Here is a 16742-nt window from a genome sequence, read left to right as displayed (position 1 = left end):
GTTAAGACGCTCGCAAAAGTGCCAAGGCGCTATCGTAATCTAACTCATCGATAGCATCGCGTAGCGTTTGCTGCAGCCCTGCATCGGATGTGGTTTGCTCAAGCCAGCTATCCAATTGGTCCTGGGCAATAAATTCACTTTGTTCTAGCGCTCGGATAAAAGCATCCGGGGCGGCGGTGTTGCCTGCGCCTTCAGCGGGAGTCGCCGATGGCGTCATGTCTTGATCAACAGAAATATCGGATGATGGCAGCAAGGCCGATTGTGGATTATCTAACAACGCTGGGTTGGCCTGTAGCTTCGCTAACAGCAACAAGGTTTCATCCATCGCGGTTTTCAGTTCCGGCAAAGAGGCTGGTACAGCAGCATCGGTTTTGAGTTCAGCTTCAGTTTCTTTGCTGGCAAGATGTAGGCGGGTAAATCCCAGGTTGCTGGCAACCCCTTTAATGGTATGCGTATAGAGTCTGGCCTCCTGCCATTGCTGATCATCCACCATAGTCTGAAGCTTATCTGATGCTTGCTGGTACTCGTCGGCGAATTTTTGCAATAAACGCAGAAAGAGGGTTTTATTCCCACTTAATTGAGACAGGCCAAATTCAAGATTAATTGTCTGTTCGGCAGAACTCATAGCATCTCCTCATCAATTTCGGCCAGTGTATTTCATTGTTGAATAAATTGATACATGGGCTACGGAGAACAGGGTTTTCTGAGCTAATTTCTGGTAGTCTCAGTAACAATCTTTATCAAACGCAGTAACAACTTATTCTCGCTAGTGCGCTTTATCATAGGTTAGCAGTAGTGGTTGCTGACGCAATCCGACATGAAATACAAAGAAAAGGAAGCCTGATGACGTTATCTCTCGCCGCGAAAGCCTTACTCTGTGGCAGTGTTGCAGTGTCATTATTAGGATGTCAGTCTCAAAAGCCTGTTGAGCCGACAAACGACACACTGCAAGAACAGCAAGTTTACATACCCTTTGAGAAATACACGCTGGATAACGGCCTGACCGTCATTCTTCACGAGGACCACTCCGACCCGTTGGTACATGTTGATGTTACCTATCACGTGGGCAGCGCCAGGGAAGAAGTTGGCAAGAGTGGTTTCGCCCACTTCTTTGAGCACATGATGTTCCAGGGCTCTGAACATGTTGCCGACGAGGAACATTTCAAGATTATCACTGAAGCGGGTGGCACGCTGAATGGCACTACTAGCAACGATCGCACGAATTACTTTGAAACTGTGCCGGCAAACCAACTCGAAAAAGTACTTTGGCTGGAAGCCGACCGTATGGGGTTCTTACTGCCTGCGGTTAACCAAACAAAGTTTGAGAACCAGCGCGAAACCGTAAAAAACGAGCGTGGACAGCGTGTTGATAATCAACCTTACGGTTTGCGGTCAGAAAAGAACGGGGAAGCACTTTATCCTGCGGGTCATCCTTATTCGTGGCTGACAATTGGCTATGTGGAAGATCTCGACCGGGTGAATGTAAACGATCTAAAAGCGTTCTTTAAACGTTGGTACGGGCCGAATAATGCGGTACTGACCATCGGTGGCGATATTAATGCTGATGAAACCAAAGAATGGGTTGAACAATATTTTGGCTCAATTCCCCGGGGCCCGGAAGTGGCGGAGCCAGAACCTCAGCCAGTAACATTAGCTGAAGACCGCTATGTAACACTGGAAGATAAAGTCCATTTACCACTGCTGCAAATTACCTATCCCACGGTTTATGCCCGTCACCCTGATGAAGCGCCTCTGGATGTGTTAGCCGATATTCTGGGTGGGGGTAAAACCTCGTTAATGTACAAAAATCTAGTGAAAGAAGGGATAGCCGTACAGGCGGGCGCTTCTCACCCTTGCCGCGAACTGGCATGCGAATTTCAGTTGATCGCGTTAGCGAATCCACAAAACGGTATGGATTTAGGTGCATTGGAATCAGTCATCGATAGCACACTGGCAGAGTTTGAAACCCGAGGTGTGAATGCCGACGATTTGCAGCGCACGAAAGGGGGCATTGAAGCATCCACCATTTTCGGCTTGCAGAGCGTATCAGGTAAGGTGAGTGCATTAGCCGCCGGTGAGACCTTCTACGGCAAACCTGATTTAGTGCAAGAAGATCTTGAACGCTACCGCAATGTGACCGCTGCAGACGTTATGCGTGTGTTCAAGCAATATGTGAAGGGTAAACACAGCGTCACTGTTTCTGTGGTTCCTCAGGGCCAGGCCGACATGGCCGCCGCCCCACAGAATTTTGAAATGCCGCCACGTCAAATTCCGCAGCAGGCACAACCTGCCGAAACCGTGGAAACCGTCAGTATCGAAGATGATTTTGACCGTAATGTAGAGCCTGCGGCAGGGCCAGCTCCCACGGTGGAAGTGCCTGAATTCTGGAAAACCAAACTAGCTCCAGCTATCGATATGCTGGGTGTGACCAGTGAGGAAACACCTACGGTAACACTCACGCTGAACCTGGAAGGGGGAATGTTACTCGACCCCATGGATAAAGCAGGCTTAGCTTACGTTACCGCGGCAATGATGAATGAATCGACACAGAATTATTCTAACGAGGCCCTTTCTAATGAACTGGCTAAGCTGGGAAGTTCAATTCGTTTTAGTGCCTCAGGCCGTTACACGCAGGTTTCTGTTTCTACCCTTACCAAAAACCTGGATAAAACCCTGGCGTTGTTGAATGAAAAACTGTTTAGCCCGGCGTTTTTGCAAAGCGACTTTGATCGCCTTAAAGCGCGTATGGTGCAGAGCCTTCAGCAAAGCATGCGGAATCCAGACTATATGGCTAACCGGGCAAAAGAGCTTGTATTATATGGCGATGAAACTCGCGTGAGCCTGCCATCTTCCGGTAGTCTGGAAACCATTGCCAATATTACGCTGGACGACGTGAGAGCATTTTACGATACCTTCCACACGCCGTCTCACGCCAGTATTGTGGTGGTAAGCGATCTCACGCAGGTTGAAGTGGCCTCTGCGTTGTCTTTTTTGTCTGAATGGCAGGTCAGAGACTACGAAATTCCGACTTTTTCTGATTTCCCTCAGTACGAACAGCCACATGTATTCCTGGTAGATAACCCGAATGCCGTGCAGTCTGTGGTTTACATGGTAAAACGCGCAATGACCTTTGATGCCACAGGCGAGTACTTCTTATCGAGACTGATGAATTTCCCGCTTGGTGGTGCCTTTAACAGCCGGATTAATCTGAATCTTCGCGAAGACAAAGGTTACACCTACGGGGCGTCTACTTCGTTCATTGGTGGCAAAACTCTGGGCTGGTTCGAGGCCCATGCCAACGTAACCGCGGTAAATACGGTGGATGCCATAAAAGAAATGATGAAAGAGATTAAGAATTACCGTGAAAACGGTATAACAGACGCCGAATTACAGTTCATGCAAAATGCGTTTACGCTAAGTGATGCGCTGGAGTACGAAACACCGGCCAGCAAGGTGGCATTCCTGCGTCAGTTACTCGCTTATGATTTACCTGATGATTACCGCGATCAACAAACCATGATGATCAAAAATGTAAGCACGAAGGAACTGAGTGAGTTAGCGAAATCACAATTGAATATCGACGACATGCAAATTATTGTAGTCGGTGATGCCGCGAGCCTTAAGGAACCGTTAAAAGCCCTGGGCTTGCCGGTCGAGACGTTATCACTGAATTAGTGAAAGGTTTTTATTGAAATTCTGGTGTTGCGCCCCACATTTGTGGGCCAACACTCCTTGATGGATGAACACATTGACCTCATCAGAGCAAATTTTTACCCGTCGCGTTGAAGCGATGGAATCGCCTGCGTTTCTAGATGCGCTAAAAGATATCAAACACGGTGTAGAGCGTGAAGGCTTGAGAATTGAGCCCGCTGGTGCACTGGCCGTAACGCAACATCCTGAAGCACTGGGTGCCGCTCTGACGCACGATTGTATTACCACTGATTTCTCTGAGTCGCTGCTCGAATTCATTACCCCGCCGGTAGCCAGTAGCGAAATCACAGAAACGCAACTGAAAGACATTCACAAATTTGCCCTTGAGAATATGGGCGGTGAATTGCTTTGGCCATTAAGTATGCCGTGTTTCATCGATGACGAATCCCGTATTCCACTGGCCTATTATGGTGAATCAAACGTGGCGCAAATGAAGCGTGTGTATCGTATGGGCCTTAAAAATCGATACGGCAGCATGATGCAGGCGATTTCCGGCGTGCACTTTAACTTTTCTTTGCCAGACAGTTTCTGGAAAGTGTGGGCAGACTACACAGGGCAGACCTATTCACAAGATCAGGTGTCTGCCGACTACCTGGCGATGGTGCGTAACTATCGTCGCCTTTGCTGGTTGTTGCCTTACCTGTATGGCGCTTCGCCGGCATTGTGTCATTCCTTCATGAAAGGAAAACCGACTACTCTACCGTTCAAGAAAGTGGGCAAGGGCACTTTATATATGCCTTACGCCACTTCACTGCGAATGAGTGACTTGGGCTATACCAACTCAGAGCAGTCGGCGCTGCAAATTTGCTACAACCAAATAGCCACCTACACGGAAAAACTCCGCAGCGCCATGTACACGCCATCTGAACGTTTTGGCCAGTATGCTGCTGGCGAAGGCGGTCATTATCAGCAGTTATCGAAAAATATTCTGCAGATTGAAAATGAGCTCTATTCACCCATACGTCCTAAGCAACCAACGGCATCGATGGAAAAGCCCACCGATGCTTTGGTACGTCGTGGGGTGAGTTATGTGGAAGTGCGCGTATTGGATGTAAACCCCTTCTCGCCGGTGGGCATTACCAAGTCGCAAATGGATTTCCTTGATGTGTTTATGGTGAGTTGTCTGATGATGGAATCACCAGACATGACGCCAGAAGAGTTAGTGGTGTGTCGCGAGAACATGGACAAAGTCGTGCTGGAAGGCCGTAATCCTGAACTTAAGTTACACACCAATGGCAGCGACATCGCTTTTAGTGCGTGGACTGAAAAGCTGTTTGCTCAGTTCAGAAAAACTGCCGAATTGCTTGATAAAGCTAACCAGCGTTCTGATTATTCCATCGCGGTAAACACCGAATGGGAAAAGGTGTGCGATCCGGCGCTAACGCCATCAGGACGCATTCTCGATGCGTTGCTTGCAGAAAATAAAGATAACGTGGTGTTTGGTCTGGAACTGGCGCAGAAATATGCGTCTGAAATAAACGGTTACGATTACAAACAATATAGCCGCGAAGATTTTGAGAGAATGGCATCTGAATCCATCGCTGCTCAGAAAGCGGTAGAGGCGGCAGATGACAAATCATTTGCTGATTTCATTCACGATTATTTTGCCGAACCTATGGCAACGCGAGCAAGTTGACGTAAAGTTAAGTAAACTGAAGTCAGAACCGTCGTTTATGCTGCATCAATGCAGGGCTATACCTGAACGACAGACAAAAAAATGCCTGGCAAGAGGGCCAGGCATAAATAATGTTCCAGGGAAACACACACATTTTGCTAGAACACTTATTCAGACAACGTCCAGTGAGAAAGTTCAACATTCGTTTCAAGTTTTTTCTAGCTGGCGCCACTTTTTTTTCGGCAAGCCTGCTGAGCGGTTGCGCTACCTCCCCACCTCAGGACACCAGTAATATCTGTGAAATCTTCTATGAGAAAGAAGATTGGTATGACGCTGCGGCTGATGCCCGGGATAAGTGGGGCGTGCCTATTCATATTCCAATGGCAATCATGTATCAGGAAAGTTCTTTCCGTCATGATGCACTGCCACCCAAAGATTATGTTTTCTTCGGTCTTATTCCATGGGGCAGGGTGAGTTCTGCTTATGGATATTCTCAGGCTAAAACCATCACCTGGTCAGACTACGTGCGGGAAACGGGTAACAGTTGGGCCGACCGGGACGACTTCGAAGATGCCATGGACTTCATGGGCTGGTTTATTTCTAAGTCGTATAAAATAAACGGGGTCTCGAAATGGGACGGTTATGCCCAGTACCTGAATTATCATGAAGGTTGGGGCGGCTACAAACGCCGTAGTTATAACAGCAAGCCCTGGTTGAAAAAAGTGGCTAGCACCGTTAAAGCGCGCTCATTACGTTATGCAACGCAACTTAAAACCTGCGAAGAAGACTTAAGTAAGAGTTGGTTCTGGAAATTATTTTCCTGATTGATGGAATGCGGAGAAAAAGAGGTAGGCAGGCGCACCACACACCTGCCTACAATCGACGCTAAGCCAAGACCGTTAATCACCCAACGTCGAACAGGCAGTTTCAATATATTGCAAATGATAATGATTTGCAATAGCAACAAGTAAAAACTTTTCAGATTGTTTTATGGCCTGTTGATCTAGGTCATGCCCCCGCGAGCTTCAGAAAAATCCCCTTGATGCAGATCACAGAAATTTCTCCGACACCGTTGCACACTTAACCCGTCCACCAATGTTAAGGAGCAGAACGATGTTCATGTCCATGATTAAAGATCCGGTAGTGTGGGGTTCGCTGCTATTAATTTTCGTCGTGATTGTGATGATGGGGTATTACACCTGGCTGTTTATGCACAACAGTGCCGAGCAGGATAAATAACGAAGCAGGCTTAGCCCTTCTTTGCATTGCTGTCTGGGGTATCAATTAAAACGAGTAACGCCCCTTGCCCACCGTACTCCAGGGGAGCCTGGTGAAACGCTTTGACATGGGGGTGTTGAACCAGGTAATGGGGCAAGGCGTTTTTTAAAATTCCAGCGCCGATACCATGCACAATGCCAACGCAGTCAATCAGTTCTTTGCGGGCGGTATAAATTAATGCGGAGAGTTCCAGCTTTACATTCTCACGATTTAGGCCGTGGAGATCCAATACCAGCTCAGGGTAAAAATCACCCCGACGAAGACGTTTAAGGCTATGGGTTGGTTCGTCTTCACGGCAATAACGCATGGGGCCTTGGGCGGGAAGACTTGCTTGATACACATCAGAAAAAGCAAAGCTGGCATCGAGCAAACGCTGCTGACGGCTGTCAGGCTGTGTGGCAGAATGTAAACGCTTGGTTGGCACGTGGCGGCGCTTATGCACCACTTTATCCTGCGTTAACGGCTTAATGCCGTTCATTTCATCCATAAAGGCCGCGAAATCGTCATCCTTATTTTCAGGCCCGCTTTTATCCGCCAACAATCTTCTCCGGTTATCACTTATACACGCATTGAATAGGGCAAATGCGGCGTGGTGCACGCATTTTGTGTTGGGAGTCGCCCTGAGTTTCGGTATGATACCAGCTTTATTTCTGGCGATGTACCTCACTCCATGACCGATAAGATTTATTTAGACGAAGCCATCCGCGATTTGCACACTGTACTAGATATGGTGCGATGGACTGTCAGCCGTTTCAACTACGCTCAACTTTACTACGGTCACGGTACCGATAACAGTTGGGATGAAGCGGTTTGCCTGGTTATGCACGCGCTACATCTGCCACAAGATATTACTGCCCGTACCGGCGATGGTTTATTTTCTGCGCGACTAACCCAGTCAGAAAAAGAGAAAGTAACCGATTTGGTACTTAAGCGCGTGCAAACCCGCATGCCGCTGCCATATATCACTCATGAAGCCTGGTTCTGCGATATGCCGTTTTACGTGGACGAGCGCGTGCTCATTCCTCGTTCGCCATTTGCTGAACTGATTAAAACCCGCTTTGCCCCGTACCTTGAAGAAGCGGTTGAGCCAACCAGTATTCTGGATATGTGTACGGGCGGCGGTTGTATCGCTATCGCTCTGGCGCACACCTTCCCACTGGCGCAGGTTGATGCCGTGGATATTTCATTCGACGCCCTTGAAGTGGCTGACTTTAATATTCAGGAACATAATCTGGGCGATCGGGTTTTCCCCATCCACTCTGATTTGTTCACCAGTCTGGAAGGCCAGCAGTACGATTTAATCGTGTCTAACCCGCCTTATGTTGATGAAGAAGACATGAACGATCTGCCTGATGAATATCAGCATGAGCCTGAGTTGGCTCTAGCTGCCGGTGAAGACGGCTTAGATCTGGTGGAACAAATGCTAAAACAAGCACCACACTACCTGAAAGACGGTGGTTGGATGCTGGTGGAAGTGGGCAACAGTGAAGTGCATATGGCAACACGTTTCCCGGGGTTGCATGTAGATTGGGTTGAATTGCAGCAGGGCGGTCACGGGATTTTTGCGGTGTCTAAATCGTCACTGGTGACTTATTTAAACGGTAAGGAAAATTAATACAGATGTCTGGCAATAGCTTCGGAAAAATGTTTACTGTGACCACCTTTGGTGAAAGTCACGGTATTGCTATCGGTGGTGTGGTTGATGGTTGTCCTCCTGGACTGGAAATCACTGAGGCGGATCTGCAGATTGATTTAGATCGTAGAAAGCCTGGCACGTCACGTTATACCACAGCACGTCGGGAAGGCGATGAGGTTCAAATTCTGTCTGGTGTGTTTGAAGGCAAAACGACCGGTACCAGCATTGGTCTTCTGATCCAGAATACCGACCAACGTAGTGGTGACTATTCCAATATTAAAGATCGTTTCCGCCCTGGTCATGCAGACTACACCTATCATCAGAAGTATGGCACTCGGGATTATCGTGGTGGTGGTCGTTCTTCTGCGCGGGAAACGGCTATTCGTGTTGCAGCGGGGGGAATCGCCAAGAAATTCTTAAAAGCGGTTTACGGTATTGAAATTCACGGATACCTGTCTCAACTGGGTCCGATTAAAGTGGACACGGTTGACCACAGCATTACTAACACCAATCCGTTTTTCTGCCCCGATGAAAGTAAACTGGAAGCGCTGGATGAATATATGCGCGACCTGAAAAAATCCGGCGATTCAATTGGCGCGAAAGTGTCCGTGGTTGCCACGGGGGTTCCTGTGGGTTTAGGCGAACCGGTGTTTGACCGCCTCGATGCCGACATCGCCAGTGCCATGATGGGCATCAACGCCGTGAAGGGCGTGGAAATTGGTGATGGTTTCGACGTCATTGAGCAAAAAGGCAGTGAACACCGCGATACGTTAACACCAGATGGTTTCACCAGTAATCACGCTGGTGGTGTGCTGGGTGGCATTTCCTCAGGCCAGGATCTCGTTGTACACATGGCGCTCAAGCCTACATCGAGCATTTCTGTGCCAGGTAAAACCATTGATGTTGACGGTAATGAGATTGATATCGTCACCAAAGGTCGTCACGACCCTTGTGTGGGAATTCGTGCCGTGCCTATTGCCGAAGCGATGCTGGCCATTGTATTGATGGATCATTGTCTGCGGCACCGTGCTCAAAATGCGGGTGTTTCCACGTCTACGCCGGTTATCCCTGGCAACGCTGACAAATAATTCTTGAATATCTCTCTTAAAGGGTGCGTGAAATGGTAGCTCATTCACGCACCAATCTTATTCTTCTCGCTATCACCTACTGGCTCTATTTCGGGCAGCTAGGCGTTCTTACTCCTTATCTGGGCATTTTTCTCGATGGACGTGGCTTCTCTTCCGCCGACATTGGTGAACTCTGGGCCGTTATTACCTTATCTCGCATCGTCGGACCATCTCTGTGGGCCAGTGTGGCCGATAAAACCGGCAAAGCGGTTAACGTTGTCCGGTTAGGCTGCTTATTGTCGGTACTGTGTTTCAGTTCGGTGTTTTGGGTTCACAGTTTTTGGGGATTAACATTGGTGTTCGGGTTAATGATGATGTTCTGGACGGCAGTGCTGCCGCAACTGGAAGTTATCACCATTCAGTCAGTGAAACCGACAAAAATCAGCTACGGTCAGATCCGTTTGTGGGGCAGTATCGGTTTTATCGTACTTACCGTTTCCGTGGGTAAAGCGCTGGATATTTTCTCTTCTGAAGCCCCGGTATACGCCAGTTTATTTGTGCTCACGGGTTTGTTCATCGCTTCGCTGTTTATTCGTCAGCCAGAGAAAGTGCCGTCAAAAGAAGAGGAAACCGGTACCTTATGGCAGATAGCCAAAAATCGCACATTTTTGCTATTTCTGGCCGCGGCCGCTTTATTGCAAGTGAGCTTTGGCGCGTATTACGGTTTCTTTGCATTGTACATGCGGGATTTGGATTACTCGGGTCAGCAAACGGGATTACTCATCGCTATCGGCGTTGTGGCTGAAATTGGTATATTCCTTATTGCCCGTCGGCTCATCTCACGTTTTGGCGTATGGCAATTGTTGTTGGCTTGTTTGGTCCTTACCGCAATGCGTTGGTACGCGCTGGCAGCCTGGGCCCAGTTTGGTGTGGTTGTAGTGATCAGTCAGCTCATTCATGCACTGAGTTTTGGCCTTGCGCACGTAACTGCTATGCATTTTATCACTCACTTTTTCCCGGCCCGGTTTCAGAGCCGCGGACAAGCACTGTATGTGAGTATCGCTTTTGGTATCGGCGGCGCGTTGGGTAATTATGTAGCAGGGCAGCTGTGGGATCAGGGCGTTCATGCCTACGAGACGTTTGCCTTTGCTGCTGGCGCTGCGTTTATTGGGGCGTTTTGTCTTATTTTCTGCGACCGGGCAACAATCAATACCACGCGCCCGGCCTAAAGGCGTTAACCCGAAGGGTTAACTCAATAAAGTGGTTTCTGTTTGACTGGAAGCTGCTTTGGACTTACTAAAACGGGTCGCGCTGTAGGGCTCAGGGTCGGTAAAGGGCGTTTCACCGGTCATGATTTCTGCCAGCAATCGACCCGTCACTGGTCCTAACGTCAGGCCATGGTGGGCATGGCCGAAATTAAACCATAAGCCCTTATGTCGCGGCGCTGCGCCGATTACCGGTCGCATATCCGGCAGGCAAGGGCGAAGACCCATCCACGGCTCATCTTCTATTGGTTCACCAAGGGGCAGTAAGGTTCTGGCAATGGCTTCACAGCGGCGCAGCTGGCTGTCATTTTTTGGCGCGGCGGGGCGGTCAAACTCAATGCCCGTGCTTAGCCTAATGCCTTGTTCCATAGGCGCGAGCACAAAGCCACTTTCACTGTCGCATACCGAATGATGTAATTGTTTGCCTTCTTGCATACAATAATGACGATGGTAGCCCCGCTTCACGGCAAGCGGAATAGCATAGCCAAATAACTTAAAAATGTCTGCAGACTGTGGCCCGAGTGCCACTACTACATTTTGGCTGGTAACCGGCCCTTCTAAGGTATCAACTTGCCATCCATTTTCACCCTGGGCCAAAGAGCGTGCATCACCCTGCAAAATAATCCCTCCCTGTTGGCGAAAGAGTGCTGCATAGCCTTTTACCAGCGCTCCGGGATTGGTCACTGTTTTCGGATCAAGCCAGTGAATGCCCCCAATGACCTTGTCAGAGAGGTGTGGGTCACGCTGTTGTAATGCCGATTGGTCGAGCACATCATAGTTTATGCCATAGGAGACGAGACCCTGGGCCTCTGAACGAGCGCGGCTAAAAGCTTGCTCGTGCTTAAATATTTCAATCCAACCTTCACAGCGAATCAATTCTGACAGCCCGGCTTTTTGCACAAGGGTGTCATGCTCGTCAATGCACCGTTCAATAAGCGGAAGCATGGCCAATGTTGATGCATTAAGCGGTGAGGGCGCGGATTGCTTCCAGTACTGGAACAACCAAGGGGCGATTTCCGGCAGGTAACCGGGATTAAACCGCACAGCGGTTTCCCGATTTAAACTATAGCGGAGCAGAGCAGCAAACTCCCGAGGGAATGCGTAGGGAATAACGCTTGAGCGTTCTATTAGACCAGCATTGCCAAAACTGGTACCTTCACCGGGCTGGTCACGGTCGAGTAAAACAACCTGATGACCCCGGGATTGAAGGTGTAGCGCTGTGCACACACCAACAACTCCCGCACCAAGCACGATAGTGTCGTACTGCATGATAAAACAATTTCCTTATTATTTGCGCTTATCAGGCGGCGTTGGCCGTGCGCATACAGCTGGCTATTACCTCTGCGCCGTTGCCAGTATCTTGCTCAAGATATACATCAAACTTCCATAATCGGAACAGGTGTCGCATGACTTCGTCTTTCGAGTCTGCCAACGGAATTCCCCGCTGTGGCACATAACGAAGGGTGAGTGAGCGGTCACCGCGAACATTCACATTATAAACCTGAATATTCGGCTCCAGATTACTGAGATTGTATTGAGCAGACAGTTTTTCGCGAATTTTCAGATAGCCTTGTTCATCATGAATGGCACTCACGCTAATGTACGGGTTGTCTTCGTTATCCTCAATGGAGAACAGTTTGAAATCACGGATCAGCTTGGGTGATAGGAACTGACTAATGAAGCTTTCATCTTTAAAATTATGCATAGCGAAGTGCACGGTTTCAAGCCAGTCTTTACCTGCTACATCTGGCAGATAATATCTATCTTCCTCCGTAGGGTTTTGGCACATGCGCTTGATATCCATGAACATATTAAAGCCCAAGGCGTAGGGGTTAATACCAGAATAATACGGGCTGTTGTACTCAGGCTGCATCACTACACCGCTATGGCTGTGCAAAAACTCCATCATAAAGCGGTCGGTTACCAAACCTTCATCGTACATTTGATTGAGAATATGGTAGTGCCAGAAACAGGCCCAGCCTTCGTTCATCACCTGAGTTTGCTTCTGTGGATAGAAGTACTGTGAGACTTTGCGAACAATGCGCACCAGTTCACGCTGCCAGGGCTCCAACAGAGGCGCATTTTTCTCGATAAAATACAGTAAGTTTTCTTGTGGCTCCGATGGGAAGCGGGCTTGTCTGGGTTTGGTATCGGCATGTGAGTCGGGCACGGTGCGCCAAAGTTCATTCACCTGAGATTGCAGGTATTTCTCCCGTTGTTCCTGACGAGCCTGTTCTTCCTGCAGAGAGATTTTCTGCGGCCGCTTGTAACGGTCAACACCATAGTTCATTAACGCATGGCAGGAATCAAGAATGCTCTCCACTTCATCGGTACCGTAGCGCTCCTCGCATTTGGCGATGTAGTTTTTGGCAAATACCAGATAATCGATAATGGAACTGGCGTCTGTCCAGGTCTGGAACAGGTAGTTACCTTTAAAGAATGAGTTGTGACCATAGCAGGCGTGAGCCATCACCAGCGCCTGCATGGTAATGGTATTCTCTTCCATCAGGTAGGCGATACAGGGATCGGAGTTAATGACGATCTCGTAGGCCAGGCCCATCTGGCCGCGGCGGTAGTTTTGTTCAGTCTGAATAAATTTTTTGCCAAAGGACCAGTGGGTGTAGTTGATGGGCATACCAATACTGGCATAGGCATCCATCATCTGTTCAGCGGTGATGACTTCTATCTGATTCGGATAGGTGTCGAGTTTGAAATTTTTCGCAATGCGGTCGATATGGGTTTCATACTCTTCCAGCATGTCGAAAGTCCAGTCTGGACCATCGCTTAAAGGCGTTTCCGCACGTTTCTGCGTTTTTGACATATCATCCTCCTGCGGCAGCGCTCTGTTCAGATTTCTTAAACAGTTCCCTGAATACAGGGAAGATGTCGCTGACGCTCTGAATGTGCTTACAAACGAAATTCTCGCAGCTGTTTTCCACCTGCTGATACTCGCGCCAGAGACTTTGGTGCTGACGCTCGGTAATTTCGATGTAGGCGAAATATCGGGTAACCGGTAACAGCTCTTTCATTAGGATCTGTTTACACTGGGGCGAATCATCCGCCCAGTTGTCACCGTCCGATGCCTGAGCGGCATAGATGTTCCAGTCAGTATCCACATAGCGCTCTTTGATGATTTCATCCATCAATTTGAGTGCGCTGGATACAATGGTGCCACCCGTTTCTTGCGAATAGAAAAACTCCTGTTCGTCCACTTCCTTGGCCTGCGTATGATGGCGAATGTAGACCACCTCCACATTCTCATAAGTGCGGGTAAGGAACAGATAAAGCAGGATGTAAAAGCGCTTGGCCATGTCTTTGGTCGCCTGATCCATCGAACCGGACACGTCCATAAGACAAAACATCACCGCTTTACTGGTGGGAATGGCTTTCTTGTCGTAATTTTTGAAGCGTAAATCGAAGGTGTCGATAAACGGCACCCGGGCGATTTTCGCTTTTAACTCAGCTATCTCTTTCTCCAGTTCGAGAATGGCAAGGCTGTTATCGTGTTTGTCGGCTTTAAGTGCTTCAAGCTGCTCCTCTTTCTCCCGCAATGCCCGTTTGTCGCTGCCGCTTAATGCGATACGACGAGCAACCGAGCCTTTTAGTGAGCGAACAATGTCGAGGTTACTGGGCACACCGTCGGTCTGATAACCCGCGCGATACGTTTCGTACTGCACGACCTTGTCGAACTGGTTTTTTTTCAGGTTGGGTAACGCCAGATCGTCGAACAGCAGGTCGAGGTATTCATCTTTGGAAATAGAGAATGAAAACTCGTCCTGACCTTCGCCACTGTCACTGGCTTCACCTTCACCCTGGCCCTGACCACCACCGGAAGGCGGACGCTCAATTTTGTCGCCAGCCGTGAACTGATCGTTGCCGGGATGGACAACGGTACGCTGTCCACCTTTGCCGGTATGGAATACCGGCTCTTTAATGTCTCTTGACGGAATACTGATTTGTTCGCCGGTTTCCAGATCCGTCACTGAACGTTGGCCAACAGCGTCGGAAACCGCACGCTTGATCTGCTGCTTGTAGCGACGCAGAAAGCGTTGACGGTTTACCGTGCTTTTTCCCTTACTGTTTAATCTTCGGTCAATAAAATGCGCCATAGATACCTACTATTTGGTTTCAACAACAATGCGTCTTGTTCCGCTACCACGTAAGCAGACTAGGACGCTTTGCGTACCCGCAGATACCATTCACATAACAGTCTGACTTGCTTGGAGGTATAGCCTTTCTCCACCATGCGATTAACAAAGTCGTCGTGTTTTTTCTTATCTTCTGTCGAACCTTTAGTATTGAAAGAAATGACAGGTAATAAGTCTTCTGTGTTGGAGAACATTTTCTTCTCGATCACAGTGCGCAGTTTTTCGTAACTGGTCCAGGCCGGGTTTTTACCACCGTTGTTAGCCCGGGCGCGCAGCACGAAATTAACGATTTCATTTCGGAAGTCTTTCGGATTACTGATTCCGGCAGGCTTCTCGGTTTTTTCCAGTTCCGCATTCAACGATTCGCGGTCGAACAGCTGACCGGTTTCTGGATCGCGGTATTCCTGGTCCTGAATCCAGAAGTCAGCATAGGTGACGTAACGGTCGAATAGGTTCTGACCGTACTCTGAATAGGATTCGAGATACGCGGTTTGGATTTCCTTACCGATAAATTCCACGTAACGGGGAATGAGGTAACCTTTAAGGAACTCGCGATAGCGGTCAGCGGTATCCTGCGGGAACTGTTCACGCTCAATCTGGCGCTCCAGAACGTAGAACAGGTGAACCGGGTTCGCGGCCACTTCCTGATGATCGAAGTTGAACACCCGCGACAAAATTTTGAACGCGAATCGGGTAGATAACCCTTCCATGCCTTCATCGACACCGGCGTAATCGCGGTATTCCTGATAGGATTTGGCTTTCGGGTCGGTGTCTTTCAGGCTTTCGCCATCGTAGACCCGCATTTTTGAATAGATGCTGGAGTTTTCCGGCTCTTTTAAGCGCGATAACACAGTAAACTGGGCCAGGCATTCCAGGGTATCTGGTGCACAAGGTGCGCCGTTGAGTTCACTGTTATCAAGCAACTTGCGGTAAATATGCAGCTCTTCCGATACCCGCAGACAATAAGGCACTTTTACGATGTAAACACGGTCGAGGAAGGCCTCATTGTTCTTGTTGTTACGGAAAGATTGCCATTCAGACTCATTAGAGTGAGCCAGAATCAAGCCGTCGAAGGGCAGGGCAGAGAAACCCTCTGTAGGGTTATAGTTGCCTTCCTGCGTAGCCGTAAGCAGCGGATGTAGCACTTTAATCGGTGCTTTGAACATCTCTACGAATTCCATCAGGCCCTGGTTGGCTTTACACAGGGAGCCGGAATAGCTGTAAGCATCCGGGTCGTTCTGAGCAAACTGCTCCAGACGGCGTATGTCTACTTTACCGACTAACGATGAAATATCCTGGTTGTTTTCGTCACCTGGCTCGGTTTTAGCGATACCGGTTTGATCGAGAATAGAAGGATAAACCCGAACCACCTTAAATTTAGTGATATCGCCACCAAACTCGTGCAGACGTTTACGGGCCCAGGGTGACATAATGGTTTTTAGATAGCGTTTTGGGATGCCATATTCTTTCTCGAGAATATTGCCATCTTCGTGTAAATCAAAAAGTGAGAATGGATGGTCGTTGGTGGGTGACCCTTTCAACATGTATATGGGAACCCGTTGCATGAGTTCTTTCAGTCGTTCGGCAAGGGAGGATTTACCGCCGCCTACCGGACCAAGCAGGTAGAGAATTTGTTTTTTCTCTTCTAGGCCCTGAGCGGCATGCCTTAAATAAGACACTATCTGCTCAATGGCTTCTTCCATGCCGTAAAACTCATGGAATGCCGGATACCTTGCAATGACCCTATTTGAAAATATTCGACTAAGCGCCGGGTCAGTGGAAGTGTCGACCATTTCAGGCTCACCAATGGCCTGAAGCAACCGTTCTGCTGAGTTTGCATAAGCGGTTGGGTCGTCTTTACAGATATCCAGAAATTCCTGGATGGTGAATTCTTCTTGTTGGCGCTCTTCGTAACGTTGCTGGTAATGCTCGAAAATACCCATAGATTTCCCCAAAAAACGGATTCCCGTATTTACAGCTTAGACCTGTTTGAGCAAGTTGGAAGTGTTTTCTCAGGATATT

Annotated in this window: 13 protein-coding genes; 7 read left to right on the top strand and 6 right to left on the bottom strand. The window is 48.7% G+C overall.

What is annotated here, in order from left to right; translation table 11 throughout:
- Position 1: 1 nt before the first annotated feature.
- A complete protein-coding gene (locus ACXAGX_RS08755; protein WP_474837779.1) occupies positions 2-625 on the bottom strand; it encodes an Hpt domain-containing protein in 624 nt (207 codons plus the stop codon).
- A gap of 218 nt (positions 626-843) precedes the next feature.
- Between ACXAGX_RS08755 and ACXAGX_RS08750 the strand changes: the two genes are divergently transcribed.
- The 4 genes from ACXAGX_RS08750 to ACXAGX_RS08735 all read left to right on the top strand — a co-directional run bounded on the left by ACXAGX_RS08750 (position 844) and on the right by ACXAGX_RS08735 (position 6565).
- Positions 844-3675: a M16 family metallopeptidase gene (locus ACXAGX_RS08750; RefSeq protein WP_474837777.1), complete on the top strand. Its 2832-nt coding sequence runs from the start codon at positions 844-846 to the stop codon at positions 3673-3675.
- A gap of 73 nt (positions 3676-3748) precedes the next feature.
- Positions 3749-5347 (top strand): glutamate--cysteine ligase, encoded by a 1599-nt coding sequence (gene gshA, locus ACXAGX_RS08745; RefSeq protein ID WP_474817927.1) that lies wholly within the window; start codon positions 3749-3751, stop codon positions 5345-5347.
- Between the two features lie 110 nt (positions 5348-5457).
- Positions 5458-6150 (top strand): transglycosylase SLT domain-containing protein, encoded by a 693-nt coding sequence (locus tag ACXAGX_RS08740; RefSeq protein ID WP_474817928.1) that lies wholly within the window; start codon positions 5458-5460, stop codon positions 6148-6150.
- Between the two features lie 289 nt (positions 6151-6439).
- Entirely contained in the window at positions 6440-6565 is a 126-nt protein-coding gene (locus ACXAGX_RS08735) for a DUF3149 domain-containing protein (RefSeq protein WP_083273178.1), read from the top strand.
- Between the two features lie 10 nt (positions 6566-6575).
- Here the strand turns inward: ACXAGX_RS08735 and smrB are convergent, their stop codons facing one another.
- A complete protein-coding gene (gene smrB / locus ACXAGX_RS08730) occupies positions 6576-7142 on the bottom strand; it encodes an endonuclease SmrB (RefSeq protein ID WP_474837775.1) in 567 nt (188 codons plus the stop codon).
- 132 nt (positions 7143-7274) lie between these two features.
- Here smrB and prmB point away from each other — a divergent pair, with 132 nt between their 5' ends.
- Genes prmB through ACXAGX_RS08715 form a run of 3 tightly spaced genes read left to right on the top strand, consistent with a single transcriptional unit; the run spans position 7275 to position 10536 of the window.
- Positions 7275-8219, top strand: coding sequence for a 50S ribosomal protein L3 N(5)-glutamine methyltransferase (gene prmB / locus ACXAGX_RS08725; protein WP_474817931.1), 945 nt, complete (start codon positions 7275-7277; stop codon positions 8217-8219).
- A 5-nt stretch (positions 8220-8224) separates the two neighbouring features.
- Positions 8225-9328, top strand: coding sequence for a chorismate synthase (aroC, locus tag ACXAGX_RS08720; protein ID WP_474817932.1), 1104 nt, complete (start codon positions 8225-8227; stop codon positions 9326-9328).
- A gap of 32 nt (positions 9329-9360) precedes the next feature.
- Positions 9361-10536: an MFS transporter gene (locus ACXAGX_RS08715; protein WP_474817933.1), complete on the top strand. Its 1176-nt coding sequence runs from the start codon at positions 9361-9363 to the stop codon at positions 10534-10536.
- Positions 10537-10554: 18 nt separating this feature from the next.
- On the opposite strand, the gene ACXAGX_RS08710 is transcribed toward ACXAGX_RS08715, so the two are convergent.
- From ACXAGX_RS08710 to ACXAGX_RS08695, 4 genes are read right to left on the bottom strand one after another with little or no spacing between them, the layout of a single operon-like run.
- A complete protein-coding gene (locus tag ACXAGX_RS08710) occupies positions 10555-11841 on the bottom strand; it encodes an NAD(P)/FAD-dependent oxidoreductase (protein WP_474817934.1) in 1287 nt (428 codons plus the stop codon).
- Between the two features lie 31 nt (positions 11842-11872).
- Positions 11873-13393 carry a SpoVR family protein gene (locus ACXAGX_RS08705; protein WP_474837773.1) on the bottom strand — a complete coding sequence of 507 codons (1521 nt, stop codon included), beginning with the start codon at positions 13391-13393 and terminating at the stop codon, positions 11873-11875.
- 1 nt (position 13394) lies between these two features.
- Positions 13395-14681 carry a YeaH/YhbH family protein gene (locus ACXAGX_RS08700; protein ID WP_070126934.1) on the bottom strand — a complete coding sequence of 429 codons (1287 nt, stop codon included), beginning with the start codon at positions 14679-14681 and terminating at the stop codon, positions 13395-13397.
- A gap of 59 nt (positions 14682-14740) precedes the next feature.
- On the bottom strand, positions 14741-16663 hold the full coding sequence (locus ACXAGX_RS08695) for a PrkA family serine protein kinase (protein ID WP_474817936.1): 1923 nt from the start codon (positions 16661-16663) through the stop codon (positions 14741-14743).
- Positions 16664-16742: the final 79 nt, after the last annotated feature.

The organism is Alteromonas sp. ABV4_515 (genome assembly GCF_056160345.1).
Note: the sequence above shows the minus strand (reverse complement) of the source record. Positions and strands in the feature narration are given on the sequence as shown.

What these genes read in the sequence shown, in the direction of transcription:
- ACXAGX_RS08755 (WP_474837779.1), bottom strand. Translation starts at nt 625, where the DNA reads ATGAGTTCTGCCGAACAGACAATTAATCTTGAATTTGGCCTGTCTCAA.
- ACXAGX_RS08750 (WP_474837777.1), top strand. Translation starts at nt 844, where the DNA reads ATGACGTTATCTCTCGCCGCGAAAGCCTTACTCTGTGGCAGTGTTGCA.
- ACXAGX_RS08740 (WP_474817928.1), top strand. Translation starts at nt 5,458, where the DNA reads ATGTTCCAGGGAAACACACACATTTTGCTAGAACACTTATTCAGACAA.
- ACXAGX_RS08735 (WP_083273178.1), top strand. Translation starts at nt 6,440, where the DNA reads ATGTTCATGTCCATGATTAAAGATCCGGTAGTGTGGGGTTCGCTGCTA.
- prmB (WP_474817931.1), top strand. Translation starts at nt 7,275, where the DNA reads ATGACCGATAAGATTTATTTAGACGAAGCCATCCGCGATTTGCACACT.
- aroC (WP_474817932.1), top strand. Translation starts at nt 8,225, where the DNA reads ATGTCTGGCAATAGCTTCGGAAAAATGTTTACTGTGACCACCTTTGGT.
- ACXAGX_RS08715 (WP_474817933.1), top strand. Translation starts at nt 9,361, where the DNA reads ATGGTAGCTCATTCACGCACCAATCTTATTCTTCTCGCTATCACCTAC.
- ACXAGX_RS08710 (WP_474817934.1), bottom strand. Translation starts at nt 11,841, where the DNA reads ATGCAGTACGACACTATCGTGCTTGGTGCGGGAGTTGTTGGTGTGTGC.
- ACXAGX_RS08705 (WP_474837773.1), bottom strand. Translation starts at nt 13,393, where the DNA reads ATGTCAAAAACGCAGAAACGTGCGGAAACGCCTTTAAGCGATGGTCCA.
- ACXAGX_RS08700 (WP_070126934.1), bottom strand. Translation starts at nt 14,681, where the DNA reads ATGGCGCATTTTATTGACCGAAGATTAAACAGTAAGGGAAAAAGCACG.
- ACXAGX_RS08695 (WP_474817936.1), bottom strand. Translation starts at nt 16,663, where the DNA reads ATGGGTATTTTCGAGCATTACCAGCAACGTTACGAAGAGCGCCAACAA.